Consider the following 13,926-nt stretch of genomic DNA (forward strand, 5'->3'; position numbering starts at 1 on the left):
CGCAAGGCTTGAGCCGCCCAGCGACGTCGTTGGGCTCGCCGCTGCCGCTGCTGCGGTGGCGGCGAGTTCCCCTGCGTCGTGGCGCGCCGTCGCGAAATCGTCGGCTCCCGGTGTAGTGCGTTCGACGCCGAGTCGTACGAGGTGAGCGCCTCATGACGCCGCTCGGACGAGGGTCACTGCGTACCCGGGCCGCGAGGCTGGTCGCGGAGCGGACGGTGCTGCCGCTGGTGGCGGCGATCCCAGTCGATACCGCGACGTTGCCGGTGGCGCGGCTGGCGATCGACACCGCAATGCGGGTCGTCGGGCCCAGCTTGCCTGGCTCTGTCGAGGCATACCGCGGTGTGGCGTCCCGGCTTTCGACGACAACGCGCAGCCGGGTCTTCGTCGTCGAATATCGGCTGGCGCCGGAGCACCCGAGCCCGTGCGCCCAGCTCGATGTGGCGCGAGCGTATCGGTGGCTGCTGCGGCGCGGATACGCGCCGGACCGGATCGTGGTCGCGGGTGACTCGGCTGGTGGCTTCCTGGCCGCCGACCTTGCTTTCGCCAACGCGCGCCTGCGGATTCCGGGACCGGCCGGGCTGGTGCTGTTCTCACCCATGGCCGACCTCGGCCTGCGGATCGCCGGAGGCGGCGGCCGAAATCGCGATGGTGTGATCTCCCACGCGCTGTCAGCCAAGGCAGTCGCCCAGTTCACCGGTGAACACCTCGAACTGCGGCCGGAACTGGGCATGGCCCTGCCGCCCACCCTGATCCAGACCGGTGGCGCGGAATACTTCGCCGCCGACGCGATCGAACTGGCTGCCCGATTGCGCCGGGCCGACGTGGCGTGCGAACTCCAGGTCTGGCCCGATCAGATGCACGTCTTCCAGGTCATGCCCGCACTGGCGCCCGAAGCCCGTTTCGCCTTCGGCGCGGCGGGCCGATTCATCACGTCCCTCCTCGATACCCAAGCCGCGACAGCGGTCTGAACACGGAAGTCACCTCACTATGTCGACACCTCGTTTCGAAACCCTCTGTGCTGCTTTCCAATACAACGCCACGATCGATCCGGATGCCGTAGCGCTGCGCACCCCGGGCGACGTCCAGACCCTTACCTGGCGCGAGTACGCCGATGGCGTGCGTGCCGCGGCGGCGGGTCTGGCGGCGCTGGGCGTGCGGCGCGGTGACACCGTCGCGTTGATGATGGGCAATCGCGTCGAGTTCTATCCCCTCGAGGTCGGCGCCCAGCACCTGGGTGCGACCTCGTTCTCGGTCTACAACACGCTCTCCGCCGAGCAGCTCGCGCATGTCCTCGGCAACGCGGGTGCGCGCGTAGTGATCTGCGAGTCACAGTATGTGTCGCGTCTGCGCGAGAGCGGTGTTGCGCTGGACCACGTCGTCTGCGTCGACGACGCGGTCGAGGGTACGGTGCCGGTGGCCGAGATGATCGCCGGTGGTGCAGCGGATTTCGATTTCGAGGCGTCCTGGCGGGCGGTCGAGCCCGGTGATGTGGCGACGTTGATCTACACCTCGGGCACCACCGGGAACCCGAAGGGTGTGGAGACCACCCATGCGAATCTGATGTTCCAGGCGTACGGGATCGGTGATGTGCTCGGTTTCGAGTTCGGTGATTCGATCACCTCGTTCATGCCGAGCGCGCACATCGCCGACCGGTTGACCGCGCTGTATCTGCAGGAGGTGTTCGGTACCCAGGTCACCGCGGTGTCGGATCCGAAGCTGATCGCTGCTGCGCTGGCGGATCTGCGCCCGACGATCTGGGGTGCGGTGCCGCGGGTGTGGGAAAAGCTGAAGGCCGCTATCGAATTCGTCGTGGCGAACGAGCCCGATGAGACGCGCAAGCAGGGGATGCAGTGGGCTTTGGCGGTGGCCGCCAAGCGCAGTGAATACCAGCTCGCCGGACAACCGATTCCCGACGAGGTGGCCGCCGAGTGGGCCAAGGCCGACGAGTTGGTGTTGTCGAAGTTGCGGGCGAAGCTGGGGTTCGATCGGCTGCGTTTCGCGCTCTCGGGCGCGGCGCCGATCCCGCCGCAGACGTTGGGTTTCTTCGCCGGGCTCGGGGTGCCGATCTCGGAGATCTGGGGCATGTCGGAGCTGTCGTGCATTTGCAGTGTCAGCGCGCCGGGCGAGACCCGGCTCGGCACGGTCGGGCGACTGCTCGCGGGCATGGAATCGCGGATCACCGAGGACGGGGAACTGCTCGTGAAGGGCCCGCTGGTGATGAAGGGCTACCGTGGCGAGCCGGAGAAGACCGCCGAGGCTGTCGACGCCGAGGGCTGGCTGAGTACCGGTGACGTGGTGACCGTCGATGACGACGGCTATCTGCGGGTGGTCGACCGCAAGAAGGAACTGATCATCAACGCCGCGGGCAAGAACATGTCCCCGACGACCATCGAGCACGCCATCAAGGCCGCCACCCCGTTGATCGGTGCCATGGCCACCCTCGGTGACGGCAAGCCCTACAACACGGCGCTTATCGTGCTCGACGCAGAGAGCGCCGAACCGTATGCGGCCCAGCACAATCTGCCCGATGCCTCCGTCGCGGCCCTTGCTGCGAACCCCGAGGTGGTCAAGGAGATCGCGGCGGGTGTGGCTGCGGGTAACGCGAAGTTGTCGCGGGTCGAGCAGGTGAAGCGGTTCCGTATCCTGCCGGTGTTCTGGGAAGCGGGTGGTGACGAGGTGACGTTGACCATGAAGCTGAAGCGGAAGGTGATCGCCGAGAAGTACACGGCCGAGATCGCCGAACTCTACGCCGAGGATCCTGCGGACTACATCCACGCGCCGTCCTGATCCGAGCATCTGAACATTCGATGGCGGTCCACGAATGGTGGTCCGCCATCGAGTGTTTCAGCTCGGGAGAGACCGTCGCTCGACGGGTGCCCGTGGGTATGAACGGATCGACCATCAACTCACTTGAGCCGGAACAGTTTCGCCAGCTGGAAGGTCGTCCGCAACAGGTCGACGTGACGTTGCGGCGTGAATCCGGGCGGCGGATCGAAGCCGATCAATTGCTGGCTGGCCACGGTCTGCGGTTCGGTGTAGGCGAGTAGCCCCTGGATGCCATGCCTGCGGCCGAGCCCGGAAGCGCCCATGCCGCCCATGGGGGCATCGTTGGACGCATAGGCCGACCCGTAGCCTTCATTGATATTCACTGTGCCGCAGCGAATCCGCGCGGCGAGGCGTCGGCCATGAGCCAGGTTCTCGGTCCAGATGCTCGCGTTCAGGCCGTACTGGGTGGAATTGGCGAGCGCCACGGCATCGTCTTCGCTGTCGAATCTGTACACCGAGACGACGGGCCCGAACGTTTCCTCGGCGCAGACCTCCATGTCCGGCGTGACGTTTTCCAGGATGGTCGGCTCGTGGAAGAGCGGTCCGATATCCGGGCGGGCTCGACCGCCGGTGCGGACTGTCGCGCCGGCGGCGCGCGCGTCCGCGATGTGGCGGGTGACCGTGTCGAGCTGGGCGGTATTGGCCAGTGGCCCGATGTCATAGGAGTAGTTCAGGCCGCGGCCCAGCACGAGCTGCTCGGTCGCGGCAGCGAACCTGTCGACGAACTCGTCGTAGCGGGAACTCGCGACATAGATGCGTTCGATGCCGAGGCACAGCTGCCCGGTGTGGCCGAAGCAGGCTCGCACCGCGCCCTTGATCGCTTTGGCGATATCGGCGTCGTCGAGGATGATCATCGGATTCTTGCCGCCGAGTTCGAGGCAGCAGCCGATGAGCCGGTCGGCGGCCTGACGGGCGATGATCCGGCCTGCGGCGGATGATCCGGTGAAGCAGATGTGGTCGGCATTGTCGATGACGGGGGTTCCGACGACGCTGCTCGACCCGACCACGATCTGCCAGAGATCGGGGTCGAGTCCGGCCTCGACCAGTACGTTGCGCGCATAGAGGGCGGTGAGGGCTGTCTGGGTGGCCGGTTTGTGGATGACTGCGTTGCCCGCGAGCAACGCGGGGATGATGTCGACGATGCCCAGCGACAACGGCGCGTTCCACGGCGAGATCACCGCGACAAGGCCCTTGGGTTTGCGGAGCTCGTGGGTCCGCGTGGCGAACGGAATCGCGCCGGCCCTGTTCCGGGGGGCCAGGAATTTCGGAGCTCTGCGGCCGTAGTACAAGGCGACACCCGCGGCGTCGAGCACCTCCTCGAAGGCATTCGCCCGGGCCTTGCCCGTTTCGGCTTGGACGATGTCGAGAGCGGTCGCGTCGGTGAGTATCCGGTCGTGGAAACGGAGAAAGGGAGCTCTGCGGTCGCGTGGGGCCGTCGCGGCCCACCGCTGCTGTGCGCGACGTGCCGTCGACACGGCCGCCGTGACATCGCCGGGGAGCGAATGTCGCAGTGTGGCAAGGGGTTCACCGGTGGCGGGTGCGAAGTTGGTGACTTCGGGTCCGGAGCCGGACAGGTGCGCGGTGAGCAGGTCGACGATGGTGCTCGACAGGCGCGCCGAGGGTGTTGTGGAGGTCATGAGTTCACCGTTTCCGTGGGTGTTCGGTCGGCAGTGCGTTGGATGCGATCAATTCCGCGCACCGGGTCGGATCGTCGAAGAAGGGGATGTGCCCGCATCGTGGCAACGGAATGTGGATCGCGGCCGGAAGCGCTCGCGCGGCCCGGCGGCTCTGGGTCGGGTAGGTGAGCAGCGCGTCACGCTTTCCCCACGCGATGGTGGTCGGCACGGCGACGGTGTCGATCCGGCTGTCCGCGCGGTAGGTCCAGAACGCTGCCAGCGTCCCGGCGAATGCCGCCGAGTCGAGGACCGCGTTCGCTTCGGCTTCGGCGACTTCCGGCGGCAGCGTCCAAGCCCGGCCGACGAACGGCCCGAACAGAGCGGTGCGGGTGATCGTGTTGCGCAGCAGGACCGGCAGAACGGGCCGTAGCAGCGAACCGAGCGCGTGGATTCCTCGCATGAGGACCTGGAACCAGACCCGGCCCGGACGCGACCAGAACCCGGCCGGTGAGAACGCGATCACCGACCGGGCACGGCCGCGTGCCGCGATCTCGAGTGCGAGCGTGCCACCGAGTGAATTGCCCGCCAGATGGGCCCGGTCGATGCCGAGGCTGTCCATCAACCGCACGACGCTGTCGGCCTGGTCGGCGATCGCGTAGCTTCCCGAGATTGCGGTCCCGCCGCAGCCGGGCAGGTCGACAGCGATCACATCGAACCGCGTGGCCAGCTCGGCGATGACCGGGTTCCAGGTGTGCAGGTGCCCGGCGGTGCCATGGATCAGGATCAGTGGCTCGCCCTGTCCCACGCGGGTGTAGTTGAGCGGTCGATGGGACACGGCATAGTCGCCAGGCCGGAAATTGACGCTGGCCCAGGTGTATTCGAGCGGGGACTGCGGCCACCTGGCGGTGGTTGTGCCGTCTGGGCCTGCCGCGGCGGTCTTGTCCGGACTGCGGTCGAGCCCCTTCTGGAAGTCCCGGTAGACGTCGCGCCTGACCTCGAGCGTGGGCAGTCGATGGCGCCGTTTGTGTTCGATGGCCTGCCGGATGTAGGCCGCCTGCCGCTCCGACACGAAGACATCGGCGTCGGTGGAGCTGGTGGTACTCGTGCCGAGCAACAGGAACAGGTTCGGGAATCCGATGGTCGACACACCGAAGTAGGCGTGAGCCCCGTGCTCCCAGTGCGTGCGGATGTCGAGCCCACCGCGACCGGTGATGACGACGGGCGCGACGAGATCGCCCGCCGCGTTGCCGGTGCACCAGATCAGCACGTCGAAGCTCGCTGGGGGCCTGCCGTTTCCGAACGTCAGTGTCCATCCGCCGGCGGCATCGTCGAAAGCCGCCTCGGTGACCTCGGTACCGAATCGGATATCCGCGCGCAGATCGAACTCGTCGACGCCGGCGACATCGCCGGCACGTTCGAAGATGACGAAATCGGCGATGCCTGCCCGCCGCAATTCGATCGCGGCGGTGACACCACCGAAACCACATCCGATGATCGCGATTGATGCCGGATCGGTCATTCTTCCTCCTGTTCACATGCGGTCCGGCGACCGTAGTGACAGTCGGGCACGTGCGGACATGACCGGCGCGGACAGGGTAATGTCATTTCCGGACACATGGATACTCAACCGCGCCCTTGGTGGGACCAGACACGGAGCGGGATCGCCGCTCGCATCCTCCTCGACCTGGGGGAGGAGCGCGGTATCTCGCCGGCCGCGCTGCTCGCCGGGTCCGGGCTGCGTCGTACCGACCTCGACGATCCGGCGACCGAGATCGAGGGCAGACAGGAGCTGGCTATCGCCCGGAATCTCCTGCGCGTCACCGGGGACCGACCAGGACTCGGCGCGCAGGCGGGTAGCCGCTACACCCTGGGTAGTTTCGGGATCTGGGGGTTCACCATGCTGACCAGTCCCACCGTGCGGGACCTGGCCAAGCTGGGAACGCGCTATGCGGGACTGTCCTTCGCGTTCATCCGCCCGAGGTACCTCGAAGACGACACCGGTGGTCGGGTCGTCTACGACGCGGACGACATTCCTGACGACGTGCGATCGTTCTTCGTCGAACGTGAACTCGCGAAGATTCTGACGCTCGAACCGTTCATCGTCGGCGCCCGGCCGGGGTTTCATGTGGAGACCTCGTTCGACGACACACGTGCCGACGCGTTGCATCGCCTGGCTCCTCGACGTTCCGTCCTGGCGGGGTATGCCGACCACGCGCTGGTGTTCAGTCGCGAGCTGCTCGATTCCGCTATGCCGCAAGGTGATCCGGTCGTAGTGCAGGCGATGGAGGCACAGTGTGCCGAGTTGCTGCAGAAGCGTCGTCGTCGGCGAGGTGTCGCCGCGCAGGTCAGGGAGCGAATCTTCGCGCAACTGCCCACGCCTCCCGGTATGGAGGCGATTGCCCACCAGCTCCGGATCGATGAACGGACGCTGCGGCGGCGGTTGTCGGCGGAAGGCACCTCTTACCGCGAACTCGTCGACGAAGTGCGCACGACATTGGCTGTCGAACTGCTGGTCGAGGGGCGGCTGACCGTCGACGAGGTCGCCGTGCGGCTCGGCTATCACGACAGCGCGGCCTTCTCCCGGGCATTCAAACGGTGGACCGGAAGCCGCCCAGGCCACTATCGCGTCACCTCTGCGGTACAACAGTGTCAGTCGGTGTCCTGATTGTCCGGACAGTGCTACATTGCGTGCGTTTTTCGACGTCGATAGAGTTGCGACATGGCCGGACGAGCTACACCCTCGGACAAGGTCGGCGCCTCCGGCATCGATCGCGCGTCTCGGATGCTGGAGACCTTGTTGGCGATGGATTCGATTCCGCGCCCGCCTGATTCGGCCAACGCGCTCATCGATGCGACGGAACGCGCGGTCGCGCGGTACGGCTTCGCGCGCACGTCGATGTCGGATCTCGCGCGCGAAGCCGGGGTGGCGCGCACGACCCTGTATCGGCAGGTGGATTCCGTTGATCAGGCACTAGCGCTGTGCGGTGCGCGAGTGCTCTACGAGTTCCTCGACGAAACCGGCCAGGCACTACTCAGCGGGGAGGATTGGCAGCAGCTTCTCATCGACACCATCGCGCGGGTCATCGACGTCATCCGCGAGCACCCGCTGGTTCGGCGCATGCTCGAACACGAGCCCGAGATCATCGGGGGAATCCTGACAACCGGTCTCGGCGAGCAATTGCTGGCCCGGCTCACCGACATCGGGGTGCCGATCGTCACCGCGGCCATGGCGACGCAGCAGATGCGCGCCGCCGATCCACACATGACCTCCGAGTTGCTGGTGCGCACCATCCTCGGACTGGTGGTCATCCCCAGTAATTGGGATGTGAAGGTGATGCTCGAATTCGCGCTCGGGCCCATTCTCCCGCCGAGCTAAGGGCCGGCGGCGTCCGCCGGCGTGATCGAGGCGACGCCTGCGGATGCTGTGGCTACGCGTTCGAGCGCCTGGAGGTCCTCTTTGATGACGCCGAACAACAAATAGGCGAGTACGAAGCAGATGATGCCGCCGATACACAGGATGCGGACCGCCCAGACGATGGAATCGATCTCGGTCCCGGGCAGCAAGGTGATACCGGTGACGCCGACCAGTGGTATCGCGGCCGCGACGGTGAGGTAGAAACCGGTGCGCGAGGAGAGTCGTCGCAGGTGTTCGACGTCGGCGGCGTCGGAACGTCCGTGCACCAGGAGGACGGGGTAAAGACACCGAACCGTATACCAGGTTATGGCGAAGTTGGGGTACGCCACCGCGATCGCGCCGCAGACGAACACCGACAATATGAAATGGGCATAGGTGCCGCTCGGAACACCCCCGGCGATGAGATTCAGCAGCACGGGGAACGTGATCCCGCCGAGCGCCCAGAAGGCGAAAGCTATCCAGGCCACCCGATTGCCGAGCCCGAGCGCGTCGATGCGGGCGCGAGTGAGAGTTTCCTCGGGGAACTTCCTGCCGATGCGCAAGCCGGTGAGTACCAGAATGAGGCGGCGCGAAGCGTAGAGGATCAGCACGGCGGCAATCGCGATGGCGAGTGGATACAGTATGGCGGCGACATAGTCGAACGAGCGCTGTGCTTCCGGCGTGAGCTTGCTGACGATCAGCGTCTTGTTGTAGTAGTAGTTGTACGCCGCTGCCGCGACATTCGGCAGTCCGATCGCGATCACCAGGACCGGTATCGGCCACAGCGGCCCAGTCGGCCGGTGGCTTCGCTGCGGTGTATCGACCAGGTCCCGTGCACGGGGGTCGAGGCACAGTTCGAATTGTCGGGCCAGCTCCGCTCCGTGGGCCCACCGATCCTCACGTTCCGGCGCCATGCAGGTCAGCAGCACCCGGCGCAGCGAGGCCGGGCAGTCAGCGGGGAGATCGTCCAGGAATTCCTGTGCGATCGGACGGCGACGCAGCTCGAGTAGCTGCTCGACGGCTGCCCGAGAATCCTTCGCCTCGATCCTGGGAAAGGGTCGTCGGCCGGTCAGCAGTTCCCACAACACGATGCCGAGGGCGTAGATGTCGCTGCGGGTATCGAGGTCGTCGACCGTTCCCGGCAGCGTCGGATGGCTCGCCTCGAGGTGCTCTGGAGACATGTAGGCGAGGGATCCGCCGAAGTACGCCACCGGATTGCTGCCCGCGAGGTGGTCGCTGAAGCTGATGTTGAAATCGGCGAGCATCGGCACGCCGTCGGCGGAGAGCAGCACATTGGCGGGCTTGATATCGCGATGCAGCACGCCCCGAGTCTCGGCGTAGTCCACTGCCTCGGCGAGCCGACGCCCCAGCCAGGCCACCGTCTCCGGCCACGACAGGGCGGCGATCTCGTCGCGAACCCGGACGCCCGACGTGCGGATCTCACCTTTGGCTGCCAACGCCTCGTCGACGGCGTCCAAGAGTGTTTGTCCGCTACGTCGCTCCGGGGCCGTCTCGCGAGCGCGCTTCAGCACTGCTGCCAGCGTTCCGCCCGGCACGTACTGCATGTACAGCAGTTTCAGTGCGTGGCCGGGTAGTGAACGCTGGTCGTAGACCCGAACGATGTACTCGTGTTCCAATCGCGCGAGTGTCTGGGGCTCGGTGCCGTGGTCGGCCGAGATCTTCACCGCTACCAGGCGCTGCATCGAGCGTTGCCGCGCCAGGAATACCCTGGCGAACGCGCCGGCGCCCAGCTCGAGCAGCAAGTCGAAGTCGTCGATCCGGTCCCCGGGCTCGAGCTCACCGCCGACCGGCAGCCCCGATCGCGGATCGGCAGCAGCTGTAGCGTCCTCTATCGGTCCGGTCATCACGCCTCACTTCGAGGTGAACTCCGAGGCATCACCAATGCTATCGCGCGCGCGACAGCGGGTATCGGCCGTCGGTGGCGGGCGATCGTCCTGCCCCACCTGTGGGTGAAGTCCGTAGACGAGCTGGACGACCGACAGGTGTGGTCGAGGGCTATCTCAGTTGCTCCTGTGAAACGAGATCGGCGCTGTTCGCCATGCCTTCGCTACAGTTGTATCAATACCTGTTGCTAGTGTCCATGGGTGTGCGGTCGCGCCGAGTCGGGCCGGGCGGCTGCGGCAGGAATCAGTGTCGACGGAGGGTATCCATGCAAGAGCTGCGCTATCTGACCGAATTCAACGTCGGAGCCGAGGTGGTGTTTGCTGCGCTGTGCGCGCATGAGGAAGTTCCGCACTGGTGGGCAGGGTTGATGAGCTTGCACGGTTCTGCCGATCGAGGGGTCGAGGTCGGTGCGCGGTACTCCGGGCGGCTGCGCCTCGGCGCCCGGGTCTGGTTCGGTACCTGGGAAATCACCGGATTGCGTCCGTCGGAGTTCCTGCGGCTGACATGTGTGCCCGACGGCAGGGCGGATATCGCATGGACGCTCGTCCCGGCGAGCAAGGACCGGACATTGCTCGAATGCCGGTTCGGTTACCGGTTCCGGGGTGGGCGGCTCGGCTCGGTCGCCGAGCGGATCGCCCGCCCGTTGATCGCGCGGATGGTTGCCGAGTCGATCTGTACGCTGCGGGACCGGGTGGCCGCGCAGCGGGCATCGGCCTGACTCCCGGCTTCGCTGGCGCTATTGACCTGGTCGGCTGGAACTACCGGTTGTTCGGACTGTCGCATTGTCCTACAATTGGGACGATAGGTCAGTCAATGGAGAGCTGCGGTAGATCACCCGGCTGTCTCCACGGGCCGATCGAACGGTGCATGGCCGCCAGGCTGTCGCACGCTCGACTGAGCTTCCACTCCACTGAAACGAAATCGGTAGTTGTTGTGGCTGGATACACCTTCGAAGCGGGCACCCCTGCCCTCCGTGCCAACCCGCACTCGTTGTTCACCGACCGGGAGCGCCTCTGCTCTGTCTGGAGCGTGGCCGCACGGGAAGGCGGACGGCTATGACCGCCGCGTCCTGCCCAGCGCCCGACGGCGATGTTCATGTGCGAATTTGGCTGGCTGACATGGCTTTCGACTACACGGCGGCTGCGGTCGCAGCACGCAATCTCCTCCTCGACCGGAGTCGAAAGCATTGGTGCGCTATCGAAGTGACCAGCGCGCCGGCCGACGATCTGCGGCTGTGGCCACGCCTGCCGTGTGAGCGGCTCTTTCTCCTTCCATGACGGGGCCATGTCCCGGGTTGTGCCCGCTCGACCACATTGCGACCTTTGTAGGCATCGGAATCGAACCCCGGCGGGCGTCCACCAGCACGTCCACGACGCTTCCTGTTGGCGACCTGATCGGATCGTTGCGGGATCGCCGCTTCGATTCGTCTGCCTCGCAACAGCTCTCGACTCGCCGCCGAGGAATACGCCTTGTCGGCCAGGACCCGATCCGGGTTACGTCGCGGCGGGCCGCCGAGCAGCCTCGGCACGGCGACCGCGTCGAGCACCGCGGGCGACGAAGTGTTCGACCGCACTGGTCCCGCCTCGGGCGGCTCGGTTGGTGCGGGCAGATGCCTGGACCGAGCGAGTGAGTTCTTCGAGTTCGTGACGGCCGGGCTCGGTTAATGACCGGTCCGGCCAATGGGATTCGAGTAGATCCAGGTGGGCTCCGTAGGTGCGATCGGTGCTCGCCGACAACCGTGCCCGTACATCGACATATGTGCGCGGGCTACCTCGTCGGGTCCCGCTGCGTCCAGGTCGACGTGAGTGAGTAGGAGGGTGCGTGGATCGGCGCGCGGGAGCGGCTGGGTGAGCAGGTGCGGGTCGAACGCCACGATGTTCTCGGGTCGGTCGAAGGCGAAGTAGCGGAGCCGCGCCTGAGAACATCCCACCTCGACCGACGGGGAGTTACGCGCCGTCGCCGGCGGCCAGTGCTCGGTAGATGATGTCGCGAATCGTGCGGGTCAGGCGGTCGATGTCGGCAGCACCCGGATCACGCAGTTGATACATCGCGGCGGCGAAGATCATGCCGTTGACGGCGCGAGCCGCCGATTCGACATCCAGGTCCGCTCGGAAGTAACCGGCGTCGACGCCGTGTTGCAGGTAGCCGGCCTGCCAGGCCGCGGCCAGTTCGTGCAGCGACAGGATCCGGTCGGCCATCTCGTCGTCGACCGCGGCGGCCTGCAAGAGCAGTAGCCGGGTCGCACGGGGGTCTTCGGTCAGCACGCGGGTGAGCGTGTCGGTGAGCTGTTCGGCCTGTGCGCGGTAGTCGGCCAGCGTCGCCGAGCCTTCCGGCGGGATCGCGGCCAGGGCCACTGTCAAGCGGTCGACGAGGTCGTCGAGGACCTTGTCGATGATGTCGCGTTTGGTCTGGAAGTACAGGTAGAAGGTGCCCTGCGCGATCCCGACCTTCTTGACGATGTGCGCGATGGAGGTGCCGTGGTAGCCGCGTTCGGCAAAGCACTCATACGCCGCGTCGAGGATGTCGCGGCGGGTCTCGAGCTTGCGGCGCTGCATCCGCGACAGGGTCTCGGCCATGCCGACGATGCTACGCGAGTCATCAACTGACCTGCCGAACGCAGAATGATTCGTTGATCAATTATTGACTCGCCAGTCATTTTTAGGTTTGATTGCGGCATGACCCACGACACAGCAACCACCGACTCCACCTCCACGGTCGCCCGCCGTCTGACCGTGCTGCGCGCGCAGGCCGACACCGATCCCCAAGCTGCCCGTGACGCGGTCCTGGGCTGGTTCGCCCGCCTGACCAGGGACTACGCCCAGCCCGAGATCAAGGATGAGATCGCGGAACTCTTCGCGCTCGGCACGCCGCCGCACCCGGTCGGCCCGTCGCGCGGTCACGTGATCGGCTGGGCCGACTGGCAGGGCATCGACCCGACCGGGCGCGCGCTCTTCACCGTGATCAAGGCCGTCTGCACGCGGGTGGATTCCTCGCGGTTCTGGCTGGGCAAGAAGTACAACGCCGAGGGCAACAGCACCAACGAGTGGACTCCGCTGTTCGGCACCGTCGCGCGGTTCCTGTTCCCAGGAGTACTGCGCCGGGTCGGGGGTCTCTACGAGGGCCTCGAGATGGTCACCTACGTCGAGAAGGCCTACTCCTCGCCCGGCACGAACGCCCTGATCCTGGACTTCTCCACGGTCGCGGCGAACCCGAAGCTGGGTCGCAGCATCCGCGACGAGGTCGTGCAGATCATTCCGGGCGTGCATCTGGCCCGTAAGACATGGCACAACGGCAAGGGCGGCTACCCGGTGATCGCCCACTGGTACGAGACCCTCGACACCACCGGCGGCGCCCGGTGACCGCGCTACCGCTACCCGGCGCCACTGTCGCGATCACCGGCGGCGCGCGCGGGATCGGGCTGGCCACGGCGAAGGCCTTCGTCGTCGCGGGGGCTCGGGTCCACATCGGTGACATCGATCCGGTCGCCGCGAAAGCCGCCGCCGACCAGATCGGCGCTACCGGCCACGAACTCGATGTTCGCTACCGCGAGTCGTTCGCCGCGTTCCTGGGCGCAGTCGACGGACCGCTCGACGTGCTGGTGAACAACGCCGGGATCATGCCGATGGGCCGTTTCGCCGACGAGGACGACGCGGTGACCGACGCCATCATCGACATCAACCTCAAGGGCGTGTTGACCGGCACCAAACTCGCCCTGCCCGGCATGCTCGCCCGCCGCCACGGCCACATCGTCAACCTCGCCTCCTACCTCGGTGAGGTTCCCGCCGCGGGTCTGGCCTCGTATTGCGCTTCCAAGCACGCGGTCATCGGGTTCACCGAATCGGTGCGTGACGAACTCGCGGGCACCGGTGTGACCGTGACCGCGGTCCTGCCCTCGGCCGTGCGCACCGATCTGGTCGCCGGTGTGCAACTCGGTGGGGTGCTGCCGACCGTGGAGCCCGAACGCATCGCCGAAGCCGTGGTCGCGTCCTGTCACCGCCGGCGCACCCTGGTCGCGGTGCCGGGTTGGATGCGCGCCTACGAATTGGCCGCCGCGGTCCTGCCCGACCGGGTTCTGGCGGCCGTGCGCGGTCATCTCACCCGCGACCGGGTGCTGCACAGCCTCGACACCGGCGCCCGTGCCGACTACGACGCCCGCGTTCGCCGCGACGCCTGACCGCTCTCCGA

General features: G+C 66.5%; 12 protein-coding genes. 8 read left to right on the forward strand and 4 right to left on the reverse strand.

What is annotated here, in order from left to right; genetic code table 11:
- Positions 1 to 152: 152 nt before the first annotated feature.
- Both ACFVW6_RS13890 and fadD11 read left to right on the forward strand, forming a co-directional pair.
- Positions 153 to 968 (forward strand): alpha/beta hydrolase, encoded by an 816-nt coding sequence (locus ACFVW6_RS13890; RefSeq protein WP_378827847.1) that lies wholly within the window; start codon positions 153 to 155, stop codon positions 966 to 968.
- Between the two features lie 19 nt (positions 969 to 987).
- Positions 988 to 2,787: a fatty acid--CoA ligase FadD11 gene (gene fadD11 / locus ACFVW6_RS13895; RefSeq protein ID WP_378827845.1), complete on the forward strand. Its 1,800-nt coding sequence runs from the start codon at positions 988 to 990 to the stop codon at positions 2,785 to 2,787.
- Between the two features lie 119 nt (positions 2,788 to 2,906).
- Here the strand turns inward: fadD11 and ACFVW6_RS13900 are convergent, their stop codons facing one another.
- Together ACFVW6_RS13900 and ACFVW6_RS13905 are read right to left on the reverse strand one after the other, a co-directional pair.
- Entirely contained in the window at positions 2,907 to 4,463 is a 1,557-nt protein-coding gene (locus ACFVW6_RS13900) for a succinic semialdehyde dehydrogenase (protein WP_378827843.1), read from the reverse strand.
- Positions 4,464 to 4,467: 4 nt separating this feature from the next.
- Entirely contained in the window at positions 4,468 to 5,961 is a 1,494-nt protein-coding gene (locus ACFVW6_RS13905) for an alpha/beta fold hydrolase (RefSeq protein ID WP_378827841.1), read from the reverse strand.
- Between the two features lie 96 nt (positions 5,962 to 6,057).
- Between ACFVW6_RS13905 and ACFVW6_RS13910 the strand changes: the two genes are divergently transcribed.
- Positions 6,058 to 7,107: an AraC family transcriptional regulator ligand-binding domain-containing protein gene (locus ACFVW6_RS13910; RefSeq protein ID WP_378827839.1), complete on the forward strand. Its 1,050-nt coding sequence runs from the start codon at positions 6,058 to 6,060 to the stop codon at positions 7,105 to 7,107.
- A gap of 54 nt (positions 7,108 to 7,161) precedes the next feature.
- Positions 7,162 to 7,818: a TetR/AcrR family transcriptional regulator gene (locus ACFVW6_RS13915; protein ID WP_378827836.1), complete on the forward strand. Its 657-nt coding sequence runs from the start codon at positions 7,162 to 7,164 to the stop codon at positions 7,816 to 7,818.
- On the opposite strand, the gene ACFVW6_RS13920 is transcribed toward ACFVW6_RS13915, so the two are convergent.
- Entirely contained in the window at positions 7,815 to 9,701 is a 1,887-nt protein-coding gene (locus ACFVW6_RS13920; protein ID WP_378827834.1) for a serine/threonine-protein kinase, read from the reverse strand. The two genes, ACFVW6_RS13915 and ACFVW6_RS13920, sit on opposite strands and share 4 nt — an antisense overlap.
- A 305-nt stretch (positions 9,702 to 10,006) precedes the next feature.
- Here ACFVW6_RS13920 and ACFVW6_RS13925 point away from each other — a divergent pair, with 305 nt between their 5' ends.
- Both ACFVW6_RS13925 and ACFVW6_RS13930 read left to right on the forward strand, forming a co-directional pair.
- Entirely contained in the window at positions 10,007 to 10,459 is a 453-nt protein-coding gene (locus tag ACFVW6_RS13925) for an SRPBCC family protein (protein WP_378827832.1), read from the forward strand.
- A 337-nt stretch (positions 10,460 to 10,796) separates the two neighbouring features.
- Positions 10,797 to 11,018, forward strand: coding sequence for a hypothetical protein (locus ACFVW6_RS13930; protein ID WP_378827830.1), 222 nt, complete (start codon positions 10,797 to 10,799; stop codon positions 11,016 to 11,018).
- A gap of 669 nt (positions 11,019 to 11,687) precedes the next feature.
- On the opposite strand, the gene ACFVW6_RS13935 is transcribed toward ACFVW6_RS13930, so the two are convergent.
- Positions 11,688 to 12,317 carry a TetR/AcrR family transcriptional regulator gene (locus ACFVW6_RS13935; RefSeq protein WP_378827828.1) on the reverse strand — a complete coding sequence of 210 codons (630 nt, stop codon included), beginning with the start codon at positions 12,315 to 12,317 and terminating at the stop codon, positions 11,688 to 11,690.
- Between the two features lie 99 nt (positions 12,318 to 12,416).
- On the opposite strand from ACFVW6_RS13935, the gene ACFVW6_RS13940 reads away from it, so the two are divergent.
- Together ACFVW6_RS13940 and ACFVW6_RS13945 are read left to right on the forward strand one after the other, a co-directional pair.
- Positions 12,417 to 13,100: a hypothetical protein gene (locus ACFVW6_RS13940; RefSeq protein WP_378827825.1), complete on the forward strand. Its 684-nt coding sequence runs from the start codon at positions 12,417 to 12,419 to the stop codon at positions 13,098 to 13,100.
- On the forward strand, positions 13,097 to 13,915 hold the full coding sequence (locus ACFVW6_RS13945) for an SDR family oxidoreductase (protein ID WP_378827823.1): 819 nt from the start codon (positions 13,097 to 13,099) through the stop codon (positions 13,913 to 13,915). The genes ACFVW6_RS13940 and ACFVW6_RS13945 overlap by 4 nt, the downstream gene beginning before the upstream one ends.
- Positions 13,916 to 13,926 lie beyond the last annotated feature (11 nt).

It is taken from the genome of Nocardia sp. NPDC058244 (genome assembly GCF_042882065.1).
Lineage (GTDB): Bacteria > Actinomycetota > Actinomycetes > Mycobacteriales > Mycobacteriaceae > Nocardia.